This is a genomic window from Streptomyces sp. 891-h, from assembly GCF_022760275.1.
Classification (GTDB): Bacteria; Actinomycetota; Actinomycetes; order Streptomycetales; family Streptomycetaceae; genus Streptomyces; species Streptomyces spirodelae.
In genome coordinates this window covers 5,413,723-5,432,521 of the sequence record NZ_CP050693.1, presented here as the reverse complement: position 1 = coordinate 5,432,521, position 18,799 = coordinate 5,413,723, and the positions used below count along the sequence as shown (strand labels likewise).

General features: G+C 71.2%; 20 protein-coding genes. 9 read left to right on the top strand and 11 right to left on the bottom strand.

Annotated elements, in window-relative coordinates; genetic code table 11:
- Positions 1-19: 19 nt before the first annotated feature.
- The gene (locus HC362_RS23840; RefSeq protein WP_243088780.1) at positions 20-1,915 is read left to right on the top strand and encodes a DUF2264 domain-containing protein; all 1,896 of its coding nucleotides are present in this window, start codon (positions 20-22) and stop codon (positions 1,913-1,915) included.
- Between the two features lie 70 nt (positions 1,916-1,985).
- The gene (locus tag HC362_RS23835) at positions 1,986-3,233 is read left to right on the top strand and encodes an MFS transporter (protein ID WP_243086095.1); all 1,248 of its coding nucleotides are present in this window, start codon (positions 1,986-1,988) and stop codon (positions 3,231-3,233) included.
- 105 nt (positions 3,234-3,338) lie between these two features.
- Here HC362_RS23835 and HC362_RS23830 read toward each other — a convergent pair whose 3' ends face one another.
- Positions 3,339-3,560, bottom strand: coding sequence for a hypothetical protein (locus HC362_RS23830; RefSeq protein ID WP_243086093.1), 222 nt, complete (start codon positions 3,558-3,560; stop codon positions 3,339-3,341).
- Between the two features lie 132 nt (positions 3,561-3,692).
- Between HC362_RS23830 and map the strand changes: the two genes are divergently transcribed.
- Both map and HC362_RS23820 read left to right on the top strand, forming a co-directional pair.
- Positions 3,693-4,550 carry a type I methionyl aminopeptidase gene (map, locus tag HC362_RS23825; RefSeq protein WP_243086092.1) on the top strand — a complete coding sequence of 286 codons (858 nt, stop codon included), beginning with the start codon at positions 3,693-3,695 and terminating at the stop codon, positions 4,548-4,550.
- 126 nt (positions 4,551-4,676) lie between these two features.
- Positions 4,677-5,375, top strand: coding sequence for a biliverdin-producing heme oxygenase (locus HC362_RS23820; RefSeq protein ID WP_243086090.1), 699 nt, complete (start codon positions 4,677-4,679; stop codon positions 5,373-5,375).
- Between the two features lie 29 nt (positions 5,376-5,404).
- On the opposite strand, the gene HC362_RS23815 is transcribed toward HC362_RS23820, so the two are convergent.
- The 4 genes from HC362_RS23815 to HC362_RS23800 form a co-directional block, all read right to left on the bottom strand.
- A complete protein-coding gene (locus HC362_RS23815) occupies positions 5,405-5,590 on the bottom strand; it encodes a hypothetical protein (protein ID WP_243086089.1) in 186 nt (61 codons plus the stop codon).
- 107 nt (positions 5,591-5,697) lie between these two features.
- Positions 5,698-6,219 (bottom strand): hypothetical protein, encoded by a 522-nt coding sequence (locus HC362_RS23810; RefSeq protein ID WP_243086087.1) that lies wholly within the window; start codon positions 6,217-6,219, stop codon positions 5,698-5,700.
- Between the two features lie 20 nt (positions 6,220-6,239).
- Entirely contained in the window at positions 6,240-8,390 is a 2,151-nt protein-coding gene (locus HC362_RS23805) for a hypothetical protein (RefSeq protein ID WP_243086086.1), read from the bottom strand.
- A 25-nt stretch (positions 8,391-8,415) separates the two neighbouring features.
- The gene (locus HC362_RS23800) at positions 8,416-8,868 is read right to left on the bottom strand and encodes a hypothetical protein (RefSeq protein WP_243086085.1); all 453 of its coding nucleotides are present in this window, start codon (positions 8,866-8,868) and stop codon (positions 8,416-8,418) included.
- Between the two features lie 216 nt (positions 8,869-9,084).
- On the opposite strand from HC362_RS23800, the gene HC362_RS23795 reads away from it, so the two are divergent.
- Positions 9,085-10,278 (top strand): RtcB family protein, encoded by a 1,194-nt coding sequence (locus HC362_RS23795; RefSeq protein ID WP_243086084.1) that lies wholly within the window; start codon positions 9,085-9,087, stop codon positions 10,276-10,278.
- A gap of 54 nt (positions 10,279-10,332) precedes the next feature.
- Here HC362_RS23795 and HC362_RS23790 read toward each other — a convergent pair whose 3' ends face one another.
- From HC362_RS23790 to HC362_RS23780, 3 genes are read right to left on the bottom strand one after another with little or no spacing between them, the layout of a single operon-like run.
- Positions 10,333-10,905 (bottom strand): TetR/AcrR family transcriptional regulator, encoded by a 573-nt coding sequence (locus HC362_RS23790; RefSeq protein WP_243086082.1) that lies wholly within the window; start codon positions 10,903-10,905, stop codon positions 10,333-10,335.
- A 9-nt stretch (positions 10,906-10,914) separates the two neighbouring features.
- Entirely contained in the window at positions 10,915-12,294 is a 1,380-nt protein-coding gene (locus tag HC362_RS23785; RefSeq protein ID WP_243086080.1) for an amidase, read from the bottom strand.
- Positions 12,281-12,502: a hypothetical protein gene (locus tag HC362_RS23780; protein WP_243086079.1), complete on the bottom strand. Its 222-nt coding sequence runs from the start codon at positions 12,500-12,502 to the stop codon at positions 12,281-12,283. The genes HC362_RS23785 and HC362_RS23780 overlap by 14 nt, the downstream gene beginning before the upstream one ends.
- A 69-nt stretch (positions 12,503-12,571) precedes the next feature.
- Here HC362_RS23780 and HC362_RS23775 point away from each other — a divergent pair, with 69 nt between their 5' ends.
- Entirely contained in the window at positions 12,572-13,483 is a 912-nt protein-coding gene (locus HC362_RS23775; protein WP_243086077.1) for an MBL fold metallo-hydrolase, read from the top strand.
- Positions 13,484-13,492: 9 nt separating this feature from the next.
- Here HC362_RS23775 and HC362_RS23770 read toward each other — a convergent pair whose 3' ends face one another.
- Together HC362_RS23770 and HC362_RS23765 are read right to left on the bottom strand one after the other, a co-directional pair.
- Entirely contained in the window at positions 13,493-13,855 is a 363-nt protein-coding gene (locus HC362_RS23770; RefSeq protein WP_243086075.1) for a MerR family transcriptional regulator, read from the bottom strand.
- Between the two features lie 83 nt (positions 13,856-13,938).
- The gene (locus HC362_RS23765) at positions 13,939-14,712 is read right to left on the bottom strand and encodes an SDR family oxidoreductase (protein ID WP_243086073.1); all 774 of its coding nucleotides are present in this window, start codon (positions 14,710-14,712) and stop codon (positions 13,939-13,941) included.
- Here HC362_RS23765 and HC362_RS23760 point away from each other — a divergent pair.
- Both HC362_RS23760 and HC362_RS23755 read left to right on the top strand, forming a co-directional pair.
- Positions 14,711-14,878, top strand: coding sequence for a hypothetical protein (locus tag HC362_RS23760; protein ID WP_243086065.1), 168 nt, complete (start codon positions 14,711-14,713; stop codon positions 14,876-14,878). The two genes, HC362_RS23765 and HC362_RS23760, sit on opposite strands and share 2 nt — an antisense overlap.
- 133 nt (positions 14,879-15,011) lie before the next feature.
- Positions 15,012-16,541, top strand: a complete 1,530-nt coding sequence (locus tag HC362_RS23755; protein ID WP_243086064.1) for a sugar transferase — start codon at positions 15,012-15,014, stop codon at positions 16,539-16,541.
- A gap of 122 nt (positions 16,542-16,663) precedes the next feature.
- Here the strand turns inward: HC362_RS23755 and HC362_RS23750 are convergent, their stop codons facing one another.
- The gene (locus HC362_RS23750; protein WP_243086062.1) at positions 16,664-17,656 is read right to left on the bottom strand and encodes a GDP-L-fucose synthase; all 993 of its coding nucleotides are present in this window, start codon (positions 17,654-17,656) and stop codon (positions 16,664-16,666) included.
- A 98-nt stretch (positions 17,657-17,754) separates the two neighbouring features.
- Here HC362_RS23750 and gmd point away from each other — a divergent pair, with 98 nt between their 5' ends.
- Entirely contained in the window at positions 17,755-18,771 is a 1,017-nt protein-coding gene (gene gmd, locus HC362_RS23745) for a GDP-mannose 4,6-dehydratase (RefSeq protein ID WP_243086061.1), read from the top strand.
- Positions 18,772-18,799 lie beyond the last annotated feature (28 nt).

Genomic DNA, 18,799 nt, shown 5'->3' with positions numbered 1-18,799 from the left:
CGGCCCCGGCATCGTCGGCATACCGGAGCCCGACCACGTACGCAGCCCCCGTACCGGCTACACCCGCGCCCACTGGGAGGCCGCCGCCGACGGGCTGCTGCGCGCCGCGTGGCGCTGGGCCACCCCGCACGGCGCGCTGCTGGACCTGCCCGGACGTGCCTCCCGCTCCGGCACCCGCTCGGACGGGCTCGAAGGGTACGCGCGCACCTTCCTGGCCGCCGCCTTCCGTGCGGCCGGCGCCGACGGTGCCGATCCCGCGGGGCTGCTGGAGCGCTACGCGGACGGGCTGACGGCCGGCACCCGCACCCCGGGGCGCGATGACGCCGAATCCTGGCCGCTGATCGGCGACTACACCACGGCGGGGCAGCCGATGGTGGAGGCAGCGTCCGTGGCGCTGGCGCTGCGGCTGACCCGGCCGTGGCTGTGGGACCGGCTGGACGACGACACCCGGGCCAGGGCCGAGGAGTGGCTGCGCGGCGCGCTGCGGCACACCCCGGCGCCGAACAACTGGTATCTCTTCCCGCTCAGTGTCGCGGGCTTCCTGGAGTCGGCGGGGCGCGGTGACGCCGAGACGCGGGCGGCGATCGAGCGGGGGCTGGAGCTGCTGGAGTGCTGGTGGCGCGGCGAGGGGTGGTACGCCGACGGTGACGGCCGCGCCTTCGACCACTACAACGGCTGGGCGCTGCACCTCCATCCGCTGCTGCACGCCCATCTCGCGGGCGACGAGGCGCTGTCGGCGCGCTACGGGCCTCGGCTGCGCGAGCATCTCGCGGGCTACGCGCCGACGTTCGGCGGCGACGGCGCCCCGCTCCACTTCGGCCGCTCGCTCACCTACCGCTTCGCCGCGTGCGCGGCCGTCGGGCTCGGCGCGCTGACCGGGTACACGCCGCTGGCGCCCGGCGTCTCCCGGCGGCTGCTGAGCGGCACGCTGCGCTACTTCCTGGAACGGGGCGCCGTCGACGCCGAAGGGCTGCTGACCCTCGGCTGGCACGGCCCGCACGACGCGACGCTGCAGACGTACTCGGGACCGGCTTCCCCGTACTGGGCTTCGAAGGGGTTCGTGGCGCTGCTCGTACCGCCCGACGACCCGCTGTGGACGGCGACCGAGGAAGCCGCGCCGAGCGAGGGACCCGACCGGGCGCTGGCCATGACCGCGCCGGGGCTGCTGGTCCACAGCACCGGCGGCGACGGTCTTGTGCGGCTGCACAACCACGGCAGCGACACCCTGCGGCCCTGGCAGGCCGAGGTCTTCGAGGAGGAGGACCCGCTGTACGCGCGCTTCGCGTACTCCACCGCCACGGGGCCCACGGCCCGCGACAACCCGCCCGACAACCACCTGGCGCTCCGGCTCACGGGCCGGCCCGGCGCACCGGCGGCCTGGAGCGTACGGCGGCGGGTCCACCCGCTGGGGGCGGCCTCGGCCCCGGGCGGGGAGTGGGGCTGGGCGGCGTCCTGGCACCGGCCCGTCTTCCCCGCTGTCGTACCGGCGCCGCCGTCGCTGCGGGTGGAGAGCGTGACGGTGGTGTGCGGGCGCTGGGAGGTGCGGGCGCACCGGGTGGTGGGCGCACCCACCGGTACCCGCGTGCGGCTGACCGGCTGGGCGGCCGGCGAGGACCTGGCGGCGGAGCTGATACCGCTGCACGGCCTGGCGGCCACCGCCCCGCTGCGGGCCCCGCACGGGACCGCGTACGCGCGGTGGGTGCGGGTCCCGGCGACGGAGGGAGAGGTGAGCGGTACGGGGGTGTATGTGGCGGCTGCTGCGCTGGGGGGTGGTGCTGGGCGGGACGCAGCGCCCGGGGTCACCGTGTCCGAGGGAGCGGAGCAGGCAGTGGTGATCGAGTGGGACGGCGGGGCGGGCCGCGGGGTGCGGGTCGCGTTCGATCCGCTGACGGTCGAGGAGACGGCGGGCGGCTGAGGGGCCGGGGGCTGCGGGTGGGGCGAAATCCGGTTGCCGTCCTCCGGGGGCGGCGGAAGGATGCCCCCTCGTGCTTCCGGACCTCTCCCCCTGGCGGGAGTCACGCGACTTCCGCACCCTGTGGACCGCGGGGCTGATCACCACCTTCGGCAGCTTCCTCACCTTCGTGGCGCTGCCCCTCCAGCTCAAGGAGCTGACCGGCTCGGCGGCCGCCGTGGGCGCGCTGGGGGCCGTGGAACTGGTGCCGATGATCGTCTTCGGGCTCTACGGCGGGGCGCTCGCCGACGCCTTCGACCGGCGCACCCTGATCCTGGGCAGCGAGGCCGCGCTGAGCGTGGTGGCGCTGGGTCTGCTGCTCAACACGCTGCTGCCGCACCCGATGGTGTGGCCGCTGTACCTCGCAGCGGCACTCAGCAGCGCCCTGACCGGTATCCAGCAGCCCGCGCTGTCCGCGGTGCTGCCGAGGATCGTCGAGCACCGGCACCTGAGCGCCGCTGCGGCGCTCAACTCCCTGCGCTGGCAGGTGGGCGGCGTGGCCGGACCCGCGCTCGCGGGCTTCCTGATCGCCTACGCGGGGCTGGAGACCGCCTACGCGCTCGACCTGGCCACCTATGTGCTCTCGCTGCTGCTGGCGGTGCGGCTCGCGCCCTCGCCGCCCGCTCACGACGCGGCCAAACCCTCGCTGCGCGGCATCTGGGAGGGTGCGCGGTACGCGGTCGGCCGCAAGGATCTGCTGGGCACCTACGCGGTGGACATCGTGGCGATGCTGTTCGCGTTCCCGCTCGCCCTCTTCCCCTTCCTGGCCGACCAGTTGGACGCCCAGTGGTCGCTGGGGCTGATGTACGCGGCGCTGCCGTTCGGCTCGATGCTGGTGAGCGCCACCAGCGGCTGGACCTCGCGGGTGCACCGGCACGGGCTGGCGGTGCTGCTGGCCGCCGCCGGCTGGGGCGCCGCGATGACGGTGGCCGGGGTGGTGGGGAACGTGTGGCTGGTGCTGTTCTTCCTCGTGCTGTCCGGAGCCTTCGACATGATCAGCGGGATCTTCCGCTCCACGATGTGGAACCAGACCATCCCGGACGAGCTGCGCGGCAGGCTGGCCGGGATCGAGCTGCTCTCCTTCTCGGCCGGACCGCAGCTGGGGCAGGTCCGCTCAGGCTCGGTGGCCTCGCTCACCTCCGTCCGTACCTCCGTGTGGTCGGGCGGCCTGGCGTGTGTGGCGGGCGTGGCGCTGCTGGCGGCGGCCCTGCCGAAGCTGCTGGCGTACGACGCGCGCACCAGCGAGCACGCGCGTGCGGTGCGGGAGGCCAGGGAGGGATAGCGGGCGCGCCGTGCAGGGGCGCAGGGAACTCCGCGACAAGCCACCACCGACCGGCAGCCTGCGACGCACCGCGAGCGGCACCCCGTACCCGGCCCGCTCCACCAGCTACCGCGGGCGGTCGCCGCCCTCATGCCAGCGTGGATCGTTCTCCCACTCGGAGGTGCGCTCCCGCGCCGTCTCCAGCGCCCGGGCCGCCTCCTCGCGGCTGGCGTAGGGGCCCATCCGGTTCTTGCCCGCCGACTGGGGGCCCTCCTCGACGGTGCCCGTCTCGACGTTGAAGAACCACTCTCCGGGCTTGCCGACCGTCTTGCGCTTGAACAGAGCCATACGCACATGGTCCCGCACCGGTCCACGGGACGCAGCCCCCGTGGAGGGCCCGCGAACGTGCCCAGCGGAGGGTCGCCGCGAAGGGTCCCCGCGCCCGGAGGGGAGTCCGGGTCCCGGATTAGACTCGCAGACATGTCTGGCCAGTCACTCCTCGTCCCCGGCACGATCTCCCCGCCGCGCGCCGTGCCCGCCTCGATCCCGCGCCCCGAGTACGTCGGCAAGCCCGCGCCCACCCCGTACGAGGGGCCCGAGGTGCAGGACGCCGAAACGATCGAGAAGATGCGCGTCGCCGGGCGGATCGCCGCGCGCGCCATGGAAGAGGCCGCAAGGCACATCGCCCCGGGCGTCACCACCGACAAGCTGGACGAGGTGGCGCACCAGTACATGATCGACCACGGTGCCTACCCCTCCACGCTGGGCTACCGCGAGTTCCCCAAGTCGCTGTGCACCTCCGTCAACGAGGTGATCTGCCACGGCATCCCCGACTCCACGGTGCTGCGCGACGGCGACATCGTGAACCTGGACGTGACGGCGTACATCGACGGCGTGCACGGCGACAACAACGCCACCTATCTGTGCGGGGACGTGGACGAGGAGTCACGGCTGCTGGTGGAGCGGACGCGCGAGGCGCTGAACCGCGCGATCAAGGCCGTCAAGCCGGGCCGGCAGCTCAACATCGTCGGCCGCGTCATCGAGTCGTACGCGAAACGGTTCGGCTACGGCGTGGTGCGCGACTTCACCGGGCACGGCATCAACACCTCCTTCCACTCCGGGCTGATCGTCCCGCACTACGACGACCCGCGCGCCACCACCGTGATGAAGCCGGGGATGACCTTCACCATCGAGCCGATGCTGACGCTGGGCACCTACGAGTGGGACATGTGGGAGGACGGCTGGACAGTCGTCACCAAGGACCGCAAGCGCACCGCGCAGTTCGAGCACACGCTGGTGGTGACGGACAGCGGCGCGGAGATTCTCACGCTTCCCTAGCGGCTCGGCGGGGTACGGGTTTTCCGACAGAGTGTCGGCAAATGCTTGACTTAGGTAAGCCTAAGTAGCAGGATCGCACCGTGTCGGAGCCCCGCACGCCCCTGTCGTCCACCCTGGGAGCCAGTCTTGCCGTCTGCCGCATCCCCCTCGCAGGACACCTCGACGGACCACACCACGGCCTTCTCCACACTGATCCGCACCGCGTCGCACCAGCAGCACACCGAGGCCGAGAACTCCTCCTTCATGAGCGAGATGCTCGGCGGCAGGCTCGGGGTCGAGGCCTACACCCGCTACACCGAGCAGCTCTGGTTCATCTACAGCGCGCTCGAAGGGGCCGCCGACGACCTGGCACCCGACCCGGTGGCCGGCCCCTTCGTCCGCGGCGAGCTCTTCCGCCTGCCCGCGCTGGAGCGAGACCTGGCACATCTGCACGGCGGCTCGGCCGACTGGCGCAAAGGCGTCGCGCCCCTGCCCGCCACGGCCGCGTACGCGGACCGGATCGCCGAGGTCGCCCGCACCTGGCCCGGCGGCTACGTCGCCCACCACTACACCCGCTACCTCGGCGACCTCTCCGGCGGCCAGATCATCCGCGGCACCGCCGAGAAGACCTGGGGCTTCACCCGCAAGGGAGACGGCGTCCGGTTCTACGTCTTCGACGCCATCGACAACCCCGCCGCCTTCAAACGCGAGTACCGCGCCCTGCTGGACGCGCTCCCCTGCGACGAGCTGGAAAAGCGCCGCATCGTGGAAGAGTGCAAGCACGCTTTCGCTTTGAACACGGCCGTCTTCCAAGAACTGGGCACCCACTTCCGCCTGACCGCCTGAGACCCGCTCTTTCCCGGAGAGGGCCCCCCTCAGTGTGCGGGGCAGCCCTTCTCCTTCTTCTCGCCGGGGACGAACTCCTCCGCGAAACGGAGGGTGTTGCGGCGGGTGACTTCGGTGCCCTTCTCACCCCTGGCGAAGGTGAACCGGAAGGACAGCGAGTCGGCCCAGTCGAGCCCGCACGGGGTGGACAGGTGGATCTGGTTGTCCCCCTGCACCGTCCAATGTGTGCCCGCGAGGTGCACGCTCTTCGCATGCTTCAACGACTTCAAGGACACCCGCTTGTCATCAGCAGTGGGGTTCGGGGCGAGGCTGCCCGCTCACTTCAGTGTGCGGTGCAGTCTTCCTTCTTCTTCTCGTGGTGCACGAATTCCTTCATGAAGCGCACCATGGCTTCACGCCGCTGTTTCACGCTTCCACCATCCTGGTGGCGCAGTTCCAAGAAAAAGACGAACCAATTGGTCCTGCCCTTGCCGCACTTGACGCCGGACAGCACTCGATCGTCGGACACAGCGCCCCAGCCGGAGAACGGCAAGTTCTTGATCGCCTTGTCGTGGTCGGACGATTCAGGACCCTCTTCGCCGATGTGAGGCTCCGGGCGTTCGTCCTTGTGCCAGACCTCCGCAACGAACGCCTTCTTGTCGTCCACTTTCGCAGTACAGCGGAACTGAGGCCCCGTCTCGCGGTGCGCCCGCAGCAGCCGAACCTTCTCCCCGTCCGGCAGCAGCGGCTCTACAGCCTTTCTCGTCATCTGTACGCCACAGATGTCACGGGGCACGGCGTAGTGGCCGCCGTCAGCGGAACAACCGGCAAGGAGGAGGGCGATGGCGGGAACGACGGCCACCACCCGTCGGCGGCACCTGGTGCTCACTGATCCCCCCATTCATCGCGGGCGTTGTCCTTACCGTCGTTCGCGGCGCCATCGATCTTGCTCCAGGCGCCTTGATCCGCGGAGAACCCGGTATGACTGCTCGCCCATTCGGAGTTGGTTCTGTGCCACTCGTTCTTGAGCGCCACGAGCCGGTCCTGCTGATACTTGGAGACGGCCTTGTTGTCGTCGGTGGCCCCATCCTCGATACGAGCGTTTTCCTCCTCGGTGAAGAATTTGCTGACGCCGAAGGCAGCGTTGGCGATATGGCCGCCCCCGGGAAGGAACGACGCTCCCTCGGCGACAACCAGATAGGTGCCCGTGCCTGCGTGTCCCCAGCCCGCCGCCCTGAGGTCGTCGGCCTTCTTGTCGCCGATCGCCTGGTAGCGGGCCTCCTCCAGGAAGCCCACCGTACGGCCCGCACGGCTGAGGCTGTCCTCCGGGCGATCCTTCTCGGAGTGGATGTCCTGGACCATCGCGGCGTTCATGGACTCGTTCAGCACCTGGTAGCTCTCTCTGTCGCGCGAGATCTGCTTGGAGACCTCCAGCAGGTCGCCCCGATCCAGTACCCGCAGATCCGGCGAGCCGCCCATCGTCATATGAGCATCCGTCCCGTGGTTGCCGATCAGTTTGGCCATGTCGTCGCGGAGTTCGGGCGGCATGTCGTCCTTCTGGTCGGCGAGCCGTTCCAGAGCGCCCCGGAAGACGCTGTCCTGCTCGGGTGTGTGCTTGACATAGGTGGCCGTCGGGTCGTCGGGGTTCATGCCGCTGCCCGCGGCGAAGAGGGCGTCGCCCAGGGCTTCGCGGGAGGGGAGCTTGACGCCGTCGCGGGGGCCCATGCTGCTGGGCCGCTCCTCGTCGAAGTAGACGCGGTCCTTCAGCAGGTAGTCGGCCCTCTCGGGATCGTCGAAGACCTTCGTCGCGGCGTCCGGGTTGTGGCTCAGCGCCTTGAAGTAGCCGGTCATGGGGTCGGCGCCGGTGGACTTGTCGCCGGGGTCGAGGTCGGTGAACTGACCCACCAGGCCCCAGGCGGAGGGCGCGTCCGGCTTGCTGCGTTCGAACTTGTACATCGCGTCGCCGTACCGGTCGAGGAAGCCCTGGTCGAAGGTGCCCTTGCCCATGAGGCTGCTCATGATCTGGAAGCCGTACGGCTTGGCCAGGGGGCCCAGGCCCTCGTGGCCGAACTGCTTGGTGCCGGCCTTGATGACCTCGTTCTCCCAGGCGTTCATCGCCGGGGTGTCCTGGCGGGTGGCGTTGGCCAGGCTCATGCTCAGGTTGCCCTGGATGTGGTCGAGCAGCTCGGCGCGGGCCCCCTCGGGGGTGTCGCCGTGGCCGGGGTCGGCCAGGTCGCGCCAGAACTGGAGTGTTCCCTCGCCGCCCATCCTGGTGGCGAAGGTCTCGGTGAAGGCGGGGTTGTCCCGCTGGTTCTCCAGCGCCGTGTTGAAGGCCTTGAGCTGTTTGTCGTCCAGCTCCCAGACCTTGACGTCGCCGTCCTTGAGCTTCTTCGCCCAGTACTCCGCGGCCGCCTTGCCCTGGCGCTTGTCGGCTCCCTTGACGCTGCCCGCCCAGGCACCGGAGAAGTCGTACTTGCGGCGCGCGATGTACCGCAGCTCCTCGGCGATGATGCGGTCGGTCTCCCCCGCGTTGAACAGCACCCGCTCGACGCGCTTCTCCGCCGCACGGATCTGCGCCTCGGTCGGCGGCTTGATGTCGGCGTCGCCGGCGACCATCGGCGGGGGCACCTCGCCGGTGCCCGACCCGTCGTCGTGGATGTAGATGTTGTCCTTGGCGACATCCTCGACGATCTTCTCCAGATCGCTCTTGTGGTCGAGGAACGCCTTGCGCGCCGACTTCAGCAGTCCCAGCACGTCTTCGGCCTCTCTGCGGAGCTCCCCGAACTGCCTGGCGGTCTTGCCGACGAACTGCTGTGTCACGAGGGCGTTCTGTCCGGTCCAGTCCGCCTTGGCCACGGCCGACTGGAAGTGGGCGGCTGTGGTGGGTCCTTCCTTGGCCGCGCCGCCCTCGCCGCTGCCGTCGTGCAGGTCCCTCAGGCGCTCGACCAGTTCCTTCCAGTCGGTTATCGCGGTGTGCAGCTTGCCCAGGCGCAGGTCGCGGAGCTGGGCCACCGTCATCTTCTCCGTTTCGGCCATGTCCTCGTCTCCCCCCGTTGGCCGCCTACTTGATCCGGTCGTCGAGCGTCGCGATGGACGACATGGCCGTGGTGATGTCGTCTTCGTCCTTGCCGTGGGCCGCGCGGGTGTAGTCGAGGTGGTTGGAGATCTGGCCGCAGGCGTCCTCGACCGTCTTGAGCTTGGTGTCCCAGGCGTCGCACAGCTCGCTGAGGGCCTGGCCCATGTCGCAGCCGTCGTGCGAGAGCGATCCGGCCGCCTCGTAGGACGCGGTGCGCGCGTGCTTTCCGTCGACGGTGAGGCGGTGGCGCAGGCCGTAGGCCATGTTGCCGAGCTTGCCCAGTTCGTCGTCGTGCACCACCAGGTCCGACTTGCCGTCGTGCGGCCCCGGGTGGTCGGCGGCCGGGTAGCCGTTGAGTTGCATGCTGGTGCCACCGCGCCCCGGTCCCGCCGTGTTCGCCTTCGCCTTCTCCCACTCGGCGAAAGTCACTGCTGACACCCCCGTCTCATCCGTGCATGGTGAAAACATTCAACCTAGGTGCCCGTCCGGTGTGCAGCAACCCGGGTCCGGAGGCCGTCCGGCGGAAAATCCTTTGCCGTCACGGGGGCGGGGCGGCCCACAATGACGTGCGGGGAAGCCCGGTGACGGGGGGCGGACTTCCCTGCTCATCGCCTCGATTTCATCGACGTTCCGTTACGGGGGAGTTGAACGACCATGACTCATGTGGAGATGCCCGGCGCCCGGGTGCCGATCCGGATGTGGGCGGACCCGGGCACCGTGGAGGACGCGGCGCTGCGGCAGCTCCAGAACGTCGCGACGCTGCCCTGGATCAAGGGCCTCGCGGTGATGCCCGACGTGCACTACGGGAAGGGCGCGACGGTCGGCTCCGTCATCGCGATGCACGGCGCGGTCTGCCCGGCGGCCGTGGGCGTGGACATCGGGTGCGGGATGTCGGCGGTGCGTACGTCGCTGACGGCGAGCCACCTGCCCGGCGACCTGTCCCGGCTCCGTTCGCGGATCGAGCAGGCCATCCCGGTGGGGCGCGGTATGCACGACGAGCCGGTGGAGCCGGGTGCCGTGCACGGGCTGCCGACCTCGGGCTGGGACGACTTCTGGGCGCGCTTCGGCGGCGTCGCCGAGTCGGTGCGGTTCCGGCAGGAGCGGGCCACCAAGCAGATGGGCACGCTGGGCGGGGGCAACCACTTCATCGAGGTGTGCCTGGACACCACGGACCGGGTGTGGCTGATGCTGCACTCCGGTTCGCGGAACATCGGCAAGGAGCTCGCGGACTTCCACATCGGCGAGGCGCAGAAGCTGCCGCACAACCAGGGCCTGGTCGACCGCGACCTGGCCGTCTTCGTCAAGGACACCCCGCAGATGGCGGCCTACCGGCACGACCTGTTCTGGGCGCAGGAGTACGCCAAGTACAACCGGGCGCTGATGATGGGGCTGCTCAAGGACGTGGTGCGCAAGGAGTTCAAGAAGGCGAAGCCGGTCTTCGAGGAGACCATCTCCTGCCACCACAACTATGTGGCGGAGGAGCGGTACGACGGCCTGGACCTGCTCGTCACCCGCAAGGGCGCGATCCGCGCGGGCAGCGGCGAGTTCGGGATCATCCCGGGCTCGATGGGCACCGGCTCGTACATCGTCAAGGGCCTGGGCAACGCTGCCTCGTTCAACTCCGCCTCGCACGGCGCCGGCCGGCGGATGAGCCGGAACGCGGCGAAGCGGCGCTTCACCGAGCGGGATCTCGCGGAGCAGACGCGCGGGGTGGAGTGCCGTAAGGACGCGGGTGTGGTGGACGAGATTCCGGGCGCCTACAAGCCGATCGAGCGCGTCATCGAGGCGCAGCGCGACCTGGTCGAGGTCGTCGCCAAGCTGCGCCAGGTGGTGTGTGTGAAGGGCTGACCGGTCGTGCGTGTGACGGGCCGACCGGTGCCCTGCGGCCGGCGAGGGGGTGACTCATCGCCGGTCCCGCTCCGCCGCCAGGCAGTCCGCCACCAGGCGGCGCGCGTAGGCGGCGTCGAGCCCGCCAGGCCTGAAGAGGATGCGGTACATCATGGGTGCCACGACGCGGTCGAGCACCGTCTCCGCGTCGGGCACCCGCTGCTCGCCGCGGTCGGCCGCGCGCCGGAGCACGGTGCCGATCTGTTCGGCGGCGTAGGCGGAGCACTGGCCGGCGTTGGCTCCCTCCGGGTCGCCGAGCAGGGCGTCCCGGATGTAGGCGCGGCCCGAGGGTGAGGCCATCTCGTCCAGGAACTGTTCGGCCCATACGGTCAGGTCGGCCGCCAGTTCCCCGGTGTCCTCGGGTTCGGCCTCCGGGCGCAGGTGCTCGACGGCGACGTCCGAGAGCAGTTCCCGCAGGTCGCCCCAGCGCCGGTAGACGGTGGACGGGGTGACCCCGGCGCGGGCGGCGATCAGCGGGACGGTCAGCGCGTCCCGGCCCACCTCGGCTTCGAGCTCGTGCACGGCGGCGTGCACGGCCTGCTGCACCCGGGCGCTGCGCCCGCCGGGGCGCGCCATCGTTCTGGCCATGGCCCCATGCTAATGCGAAATCATTGCGTCAGCGCCGCCCGGTGTCGGGGCGAGGGAACGGGGCGGCTGAGTCCGTTCCAAGGCGCGTCCGGCCCGCAGGAGCACCGCCTCGTCCAGCGGCCGTCCCATCAGCTGCATACCGATCGGCATACCGGCCCGGTCGTGGCCGACCGGGAGGGTCAGGGCCGGCACTCCGGTGATGTCGGCGGGCGCGCAGAGGCGTACATAGGCGTCGGAGACGCTCTCGACCGTGCCGTCGGGCCAGGTGAGGGTGGGCCGGCCGGCCCGGGCAGCCGTGGTGGGAACGGTCGGCGCCGCGATGACGTCGACCTGCTCCAGCATCTCCAGCCAGCTCTGCCGCATCAGGGTGCGGGCCCGCTGGGCGCGCAGATAGTCTCCCGCGGGCAGCAGCTCACCGGCTTCGAGGAGGATGCGCACGTCCGCCGCGTAGCGCTCGGGCACTGATCTGAGTGTCCGTTCGTGGTAGGCCGTGGCCTCGGGGACCATCAGTCCCCACTGGACGGCCTGGATGTAGCGGGTCATGGGGATCTCGACGTCGACGAGGTGCGCGCCGAGCGCTTCGAGCCGGGCGATCGCCTGCCGGACCGCTGCCTCGACGTCGGGGTCGACGTGGTCGAAGTAGTAGTTGGCCGGTACACCGACGCGCAGTCCGGTCAGATCGGCGTCGTCGGCTGCTCCGGCTGCATGTCCGGTCAGGACGGCGAGGACGGGCGCGATGTCCCGCACGGTGCGGGCGAGCGGGCCGACGTGGTCGAGGGACCAGGACAACGAGGTCACGCCATGCCGGGGCACGAGGTCGTAGGTCGGCTTGAGGCCGACGACTCCGTTCAGCGCGGCGGGCACCCGGATCGAGCCGCCGGTGTCGGTGCCCAGCGCGAAGGTGGCGGCACCGGCGGCCACGGCGACGGCCGATCCGCCGCTCGACCCTCCGGCGACGCGCCCGGGGTCCCAGGCGTTCCTGGTCTGGGGTGTGGTGAGGCCGTAGGCGAACTCGTGCGTGTGGGTCTTGCCCAGCAGCGCGGCACCGGCCGCCGTCAGACGCGCGGCGACCGTGCTGTCGGTGCGGGCCCGATGGCCTTCGCGCACCCGGGAGCTGCCGGTGGTCGCCACACCGGCCACGTCGATCATGTCCTTCAGCCCCATGGGGATGCCGTGCAGGGGCCCGGCGGCGTGGCCGGCCGCCAGTTCCCGCTCGGCCCGGCGCGCCGAGCGGCGTGCGCGCTCGGCCGTCACCGTGACATAGGCCCGCAGGTGGGGTTCGGTCTGCTCGATCCGGTCGAGCACCGAGTCGACCAGTTCGACGGGTGACATCCGCCGGGCCCGTATCTCCTGCGCCGCCGCGGTCAGCGAGAGCTCATACGGCTGCATCGTCCGCCTCCTCCCCTGCCGGGTCGTCCGCACGGTAGGCAGCCGCGGGTGGCGTGTCGCCGAAGTCCAGCTCGCGGAGGACGGAGACGACGGTGTGGATGTGGTCGGCGGTGGCCGCGACCTCCGCGTGGCGGTCGGCGGGCAGCGGAAGGCCGGTACGGGCGGCCCACCTGGCCGCTTCGGGCGGCGTGAGTCCGGCAACTGTCATGAGGCTCTCTCCGGTAAGGCAAAAGCTATTCTTTTGCGTTAGCTGCACCGTAAGAGCTACGGTGGCTTAATGCAAACTGTTAGCTTTAGCTCTCCGGAAGTAGCCCCCTCCTGGACCGTGGGAGACCTCACGGTCCACCGCGTGGACGAGGTGTCCCTGCCGGCGCCGACGGGGCGTTGGCTGCTGCCCGGCGCCACGGCCGATGTCGTCGCGCGGCACGGCTGGCTGCGGCCCGACTTCGCCGACCAGGACGGCACCCTCCGGCTGGCCAGCCACAGCTTCGCGTTCTCGGCCGGCGGGCTGCGGGTCGTCGTCGACACCGGCATCGGCAACGGCAAGCCGCGCGCGAACCCCGCCTGGCACGACCTGCGCACCGACTACCTGGAGCGCCTGACAGCGGCCGGATTCCCCCCGGAGTCGGTCGACCTGGTGATCCTGACCCATCTGCACACCGACCACGTCGGCTGGAACACCCGCGCGACAGCCGACGGCTGGGTCCCCACCTTCCCCAACGCCCGCTATCTGACCTCACGGACCGAGCGGGAGTTCTGGGCCGGATACGCCATGGACGAGGCGCGGACGCAGATGTTCCGCGACTCCGTGCACCCGGTCGAGGACGCCGGACTGCTCGACCTCGTCCACCTCCCGGCCGAGGGCCATCAGATCGCCCCCGGCCTGCGCCTGCTCCCCACCCCCGGGCACACCCCCGGCCACCTCGCGGTCGAGCTGACCAGCCGCGGCGCGCGGGCGCTGATCACGGGCGACTGCGTCCACCACCCGGTCCAGCTGCCGGAGCCCGGCATCGGCAGCTGCGTCGACATCGACCCCGGACAGTCGGAGGCCACCCGGCGCAGCCTTTTCGCCTCGCTCGCCGGCACCGGGACGCTGGTGCTGGGCACGCACTTCCCGCCGCCCACCGCCGGGCACATCCACGTCCGAGCGGACGGCGGCTACGGGCTGGCTCCGGTTCCCCCGGCCTGAGCGGCGCCCTCAGGCCACCGTCCGCACCTTCGCCCCCCGCAGGGCGTGCCGCAGCCGGTCGCGGATCTCGGTCTGGGCCGCGATCCGCGCCTCCAGGACGGCGAGCCGCTCCTCCGCGATGCGCAGGCCCTCGGGTGAGGGCTGGACGGTGGTCATGTCACCGTCCAGACAGGGGGCGAAGAAGCCGACGTCCTCCAGGGTCAGCCCGGCGTCGAGGAGATAGCGGATGTTGCGGACCCGCACCTCGGCGCCCGCGTCGTAGACGCGGTATCCGTTGGGCGCCCGCTCGGAGGTGAGCAGCCCGGCCTGCTCGTAGTGCCTCAGCGCCCGCGCCGTCGTCCCCGTGCGCCGTGCCAGCTCGCCGATCCGCATGCTGCCACCACCTCCCGGAGGGAGTGATACCACAGCGGTCCGGACGGTCCCCGCGGACTGCGCCATCGGCCCGGCGCCGCCCCTCACGCCAGCACCGCGCCGCCGTCCACCGGCAGCACGGCGCCGGTGACGAACGACGCCTCGGGCGCGGCCAGCTGGACGATGGCCCAGGCCACCTCCTCGGGCCTGCCGACGCGGCCGAGCGGGGTGTGGGCGATCTGCCACTCGCGGACCGACCGGAGCTGCTCGGGGGTGAGTCCGCGGTGCTCCCCGATGGGGGTGTCCACGGCGCCCGGCGCGACGGCGGCCACCCGCACCCCGTGCGGCGCCAGCTCCACGGCCCAGCTCCGGGTGAGGAGTTCGAGGGCCGTCTTGCTCGCGGCGTAGAGGGAGTTGCCCGGCCAGGCACGCTGGCCGACGGACGTGGAGACGTTGACGACCACGCCGCCCGCCGGGGCCTCCTTCAGGGCGGTGAGCGCGGCCTGGGTCAGCAGGACGGGAGCGGCCAGGTTGGTGGCGAGCTGGGCCTCGATGCCCGCCCGGGTGTAGTCGCCCAGGGTTTCGCCGCCGACCACACCGGCGTTGTTGACGAGGACGTCGAGCCGTCCGGTCGCCTCCAGCGCGGCAACCACGATGCGCCCGGGTGCGTCCTCATCGGTGACATCGGCCGGGTACGGGGTGATGGTGCCGGGACCCGGCCGGGCCGCGGTCTCCTCCAGCGGCGCCGCGCGCCGGCCGACGGCGAGCACATGTGCCCCGCATGCGGCGAAGGCCCGCGCGGTGGCACGGCCGATCCCGGTTCCGGCACCGGTGACGACGACGGTACGGGGCTGTGGCGAGGTGGTGTTCTCGTTCATGCCCGCATCCTCGAACCCTGACGCCTGCGTCAAGGTCAAGCCCGTGGCCGAGCACACGGTCGAGCACCGTTCTCCGGTGGGGATTCTGTGCGGCGAATCACCCGGAATCTACGCGCACTGCCTGACAACCCCCACCGCACTCGCCGCACTTCTCATGCGGAAGTGAACACTTGGGCACGCAGAGTGCTCATATGACTTAAGGTCTGGGAAGTCGGCGCATCCCCACAAAGGGGGCGGGATCGGTGCGCCGTGGGGGTTCCGCGTACCTGGGGGGGTTCATGCGGCGCGACTCTGCGTTCGTGTCCGAGGTGGGGAGGCCAGCCGAGCCGGCACCGGGGAGAGGCAGGAGGGGTGAGGGGTCGGCACAGTCCGGCACGCGCCCCGCCGACAGGGACAAGTCCGGCTGGCATCGGCCCGTCGGCAAGGACAAGTCCGGCTGGTACCGGCCCGTGGCGCTGGCCGTGGACATCCTCGGCGTCGCGCTTCCGGTGGCGTTCTTCTACCACCGGGCCGGGCAGCCGCACGCCGCCGCTGCCACCGTGACGGCCACCCTGGCGTGGTCAGGGATCATGGTCGTACACCAGAGGTACGGGAAGCGCTGGCTCGGTGAGACGCGCGGGGTGCTCAACACCCTGCGGGACTGGCTGACGCTTCTCGGCATGCTGGCCGTCGTCCGCGTACTGACGGGCGAGAACTCCCCGCCCGCCCTCGCGCTGCTGGCGCTCGCTCCGGCTCCTCTGCTCACCACGGCCTGCCGGTCGCTGACCTACCGCCATCTGACGGGCCAGCGCCGCGAGGCACACGTCGTACGGCGGGCGCTGGTGGTCGGCGAGGGCGCCGCCGTCGACGGGGTCGTGGAGCAACTGGCCAGCCGTACCGACCATCCGTACGTCGTCATCGGCGCCGTCGCGGTCGGCCCGACGGCCAACAGCAGCGGAGTCCCGGGGGCCGGGCGGCTCGACGCGGCGCCGCTGGGACCGGAGAGCGGCGGCGCGGACGGCACCGCCGTGGTGGCGGCAGCGCGGCAGCACGGCGCCGACACCGTGCTGGTGGCCCCCGGCTCGCTGCTGTGCGGGGAGCGGCTGCGCACGCTGACCTGGGCGGTGCACGACGCGGGGCTGCCACTGGTGATCGCCTCCGGGCTGGCCGAGGTCGCACTGCGCCGGGTGCGCCCGTCCACCGCCGCCGGGCTGCATCTGCTCCATGTGGACCCGCCGGTACGGCGCGGCCCGCAGCTCGTCCTCAAATCGCTGCTCGACCGGGCGGGCGCAGCGCTGGGACTGCTCCTGCTCGCACCGCTGTTCGGGGTCATCGCGCTGGTGATACGGCTCGACTCGGCCGGCCCCGCGCTCTACCGGCAGACCCGCATAGGCCACCGCGGCACGCCCTTCACCATGTGGAAGTTCCGCTCGATGGCCGTGGACGCCGACCGGCTGCGGCCCCAGCTCGCCGCCGCGAACGAGGTGGACGGCCCGCTGTTCAAGATGCGGGCCGACCCGCGGATCACCCGGGTGGGACGCGTACTGCGCCGCTCCTCACTCGACGAGCTGCCGCAGTTGGTCAACGTGGTGCGCGGCGAGATGTCGCTGGTGGGACCCCGGCCCCCGCTGCCCGAAGAGGTCGCGGCGTACGGTTCAGCGGCGCTGCGGCGGCTGCTGGTCAAGCCGGGGCTGACCGGGCCGTGGCAGGTCAGCGGGCGCTCCGACCTGTCCTGGGACGAGAGCCTGGCCCTCGACCTGCGCTACGCGGACAACTGGTCCCTGACCATGGATCTGGACCTGCTGGCCCGCACGGTGAGAGCTGTCGTCGACGGGCGGGGGGCGTACTGATGGGTGCGGCGGGTGCGGGGTGCCGCTTGTTGCCGGGGAGGGGCTGCCCCTCTGGGCACGTGGCGGGCCGCGGGTGTGCGGGGGTTGAGCGCGCAGTTCCCCGCGCCCCTTCGGGGCACCCCTTACGACGACGTCAGCCACCATTCGTAAGTCGTACGTATCCCCTCCCGCAAGGAAATCTCGGGACGGAAGCCCAGCTTCGACAGCCGGGAGACGTCCAGCAGCTTGCGCGGGGTGCCGTCCGGGCGGCTGGTGTCCCATTCGATGCCACCGTCGAAGCCGACCACGTCCCGCACTATTTCGGCGAGCGCGCGGATCGTCAGATCCTCACCACAACCCACATTGACCGGCGCGGAGTCGTCGTACGCGCGCAGCAACAGCACGCACGCCCGTGCCAGATCGTCGACGTGCAGGAACTCGCGGCGCGGGGTGCCGCTCCCCCACAGCACGACCCGCTCCGCACCGTCCCGCTCGGCCTCATGGAAGCGGCGGACGAGCGCGGGCAGGACGTGCGAGGTCTCCAGGTCGAAGTTGTCGCCGGGGCCGTAGAGGTTGGTGGGCATGGCGGAGATGTAGGAGGCACCGTACTGCTCGCGGTACGCGCGGATCTGGGTGATGCCCGCGATCTTCGCCAGCGCGTACGGCTCGTTCGTCGGCTCCAGGGCGCCGGTGAGCAGCGCCTCTTCGGTGATCGGCTGCGGCGCGTGCTTGGGGTAGATGCACGACGAGCCCAGGAACAGCAGCCGGGGCACGCCCGCCGCGTACGCACCCGCTATGACGCTGAGCTGGATGCGGAGGTTGTCCTCCAGGAACGGCACAGGCTGCGTCTTGTTCGCCATGATGCCGCCGACCTTGGCAGCGGCCAGCACCACCGCGTCCGGCCGCGCCTCGCGCAGCCAGCCGGCGGTGCGCTCCGCGTCGCGCAGGTCGAGCGCCGCGCGGTCCCGGGTCAGCACCTGGTACCCCTCCGCGGTCAGCCGGCGCGCCACGGCCGAGCCCACCAGTCCGCGGTGGCCCGCGACGAAGACCCGTGCTCCGGGCGGCAGAAGGGTGCGGTCCGCGGCGGCGGGGGCGGACTCGGGCCCGGCTGTGTGCGGGTGCGGCTTCGGCGTCATGCTGCGGGATTCTGCCAGCAGCACCCCCCATTCGGGGAGGTAGCCGACAAAGAGAACGTAACGATGACCACCCTCGATCACCACCAGGACGGCGGCACATGGGCAAGAGCGCACTGATCACCGGGATCACGGGCCAGGACGGGTCGTATCTGACCGAACTCCTGCTCGGGAAGGGCTACACGGTGCACGGCCTGCTACGCCGTTCCTCGTCCTTCAACACCGGACGGATAGACCACCTGTACCAGGACCCGCACGACGAGGGCCGCTCCCTCGTCCTCCACCACGCCGACCTCAGCGACGGCGTCGCCCTGGTCAACCTGCTGCGCGACCTGCGCCCCGACGAGGTCTACAACCTCGGCGCCCAGTCCCATGTGCGGGTCTCCTTCGACTCCCCCCTCTACACCGGGGACGTGACCGGGATGGGCACCATCCGGTTACTCGAGGCCATCCGCGCCAGCGGCATCGACACCCGCATCTACCAGGCCTCGTCCTCGGAGATGTTCGGCGCGGCGCCGCCCCCGCAGCACGAGGCGACGCCGTTCCACCCGCGCAGCCCCTACGGCTGCGCCAAGGTGTTCAGCTACTGGTCGACGGTCAACTACCGCGAGGCCTATGACCTGTTCGCGGTGAACGGCATCCTGTTCAACCACGAGTCCCCACGGCGCGGCGAGACCTTTGTGACCCGCAAGATCACCCGGGCCGTCGCCCGCATCCGCGCCGGGCTGCAGCGCCACCTCTACCTGGGCAACCTGGAGGCCGTACGCGACTGGGGCTACGCGCCCGAGTACGTCGAGGCGATGTGGCTGATGCTGCAGGCCGACGAGCCCAGCGACTATGTCGTGGCGACCGGGGTCGCCACGACGGTGCGCGAGTTCCTGCACGAGGCGTTCCGGGCCGGCGGGCTCGACTGGCGGGAGCATGTGCGGTTCGACCCCAAGTACGAGCGGCCCGCCGAGGTCGACGCGCTGATCGGTGACGCGGCGAAGGCGGAGGCCCGGCTGGGCTGGAAGCCGCGCGTGATGTGGCACGAACTGGCGCGGATCATGGTCGAGGCCGACATCTCCGCCCTCGAAGCGGAACTGTCGGGTGCGACGGTCCGCATTGATCACGGCTGAAGCTCCGACCATCCGTACCCCGCATGGG

Excerpts from the sequence above, each read along its gene's own strand:
- HC362_RS23765 (WP_243086073.1), bottom strand. The coding sequence starts at position 14,712 with ATGAACGAGAACACCACCTCGCCACAGCCCCGTACCGTCGTCGTCACC.
- HC362_RS23775 (WP_243086077.1), top strand. The coding sequence starts at position 12,572 with ATGCAAACTGTTAGCTTTAGCTCTCCGGAAGTAGCCCCCTCCTGGACC.
- gmd (WP_243086061.1), top strand. The coding sequence starts at position 17,755 with ATGGGCAAGAGCGCACTGATCACCGGGATCACGGGCCAGGACGGGTCG.
- map (WP_243086092.1), top strand. The coding sequence starts at position 3,693 with ATGTCTGGCCAGTCACTCCTCGTCCCCGGCACGATCTCCCCGCCGCGC.
- HC362_RS23750 (WP_243086062.1), bottom strand. The coding sequence starts at position 17,656 with ATGACGCCGAAGCCGCACCCGCACACAGCCGGGCCCGAGTCCGCCCCC.
- HC362_RS23795 (WP_243086084.1), top strand. The coding sequence starts at position 9,085 with ATGACTCATGTGGAGATGCCCGGCGCCCGGGTGCCGATCCGGATGTGG.
- HC362_RS23785 (WP_243086080.1), bottom strand. The coding sequence starts at position 12,294 with ATGCAGCCGTATGAGCTCTCGCTGACCGCGGCGGCGCAGGAGATACGG.
- HC362_RS23805 (WP_243086086.1), bottom strand. The coding sequence starts at position 8,390 with ATGGCCGAAACGGAGAAGATGACGGTGGCCCAGCTCCGCGACCTGCGC.
- HC362_RS23830 (WP_243086093.1), bottom strand. The coding sequence starts at position 3,560 with ATGGCTCTGTTCAAGCGCAAGACGGTCGGCAAGCCCGGAGAGTGGTTC.
- HC362_RS23790 (WP_243086082.1), bottom strand. The coding sequence starts at position 10,905 with ATGGCCAGAACGATGGCGCGCCCCGGCGGGCGCAGCGCCCGGGTGCAG.
- HC362_RS23780 (WP_243086079.1), bottom strand. The coding sequence starts at position 12,502 with ATGACAGTTGCCGGACTCACGCCGCCCGAAGCGGCCAGGTGGGCCGCC.
- HC362_RS23770 (WP_243086075.1), bottom strand. The coding sequence starts at position 13,855 with ATGCGGATCGGCGAGCTGGCACGGCGCACGGGGACGACGGCGCGGGCG.
- HC362_RS23760 (WP_243086065.1), top strand. The coding sequence starts at position 14,711 with ATGCCCGCATCCTCGAACCCTGACGCCTGCGTCAAGGTCAAGCCCGTG.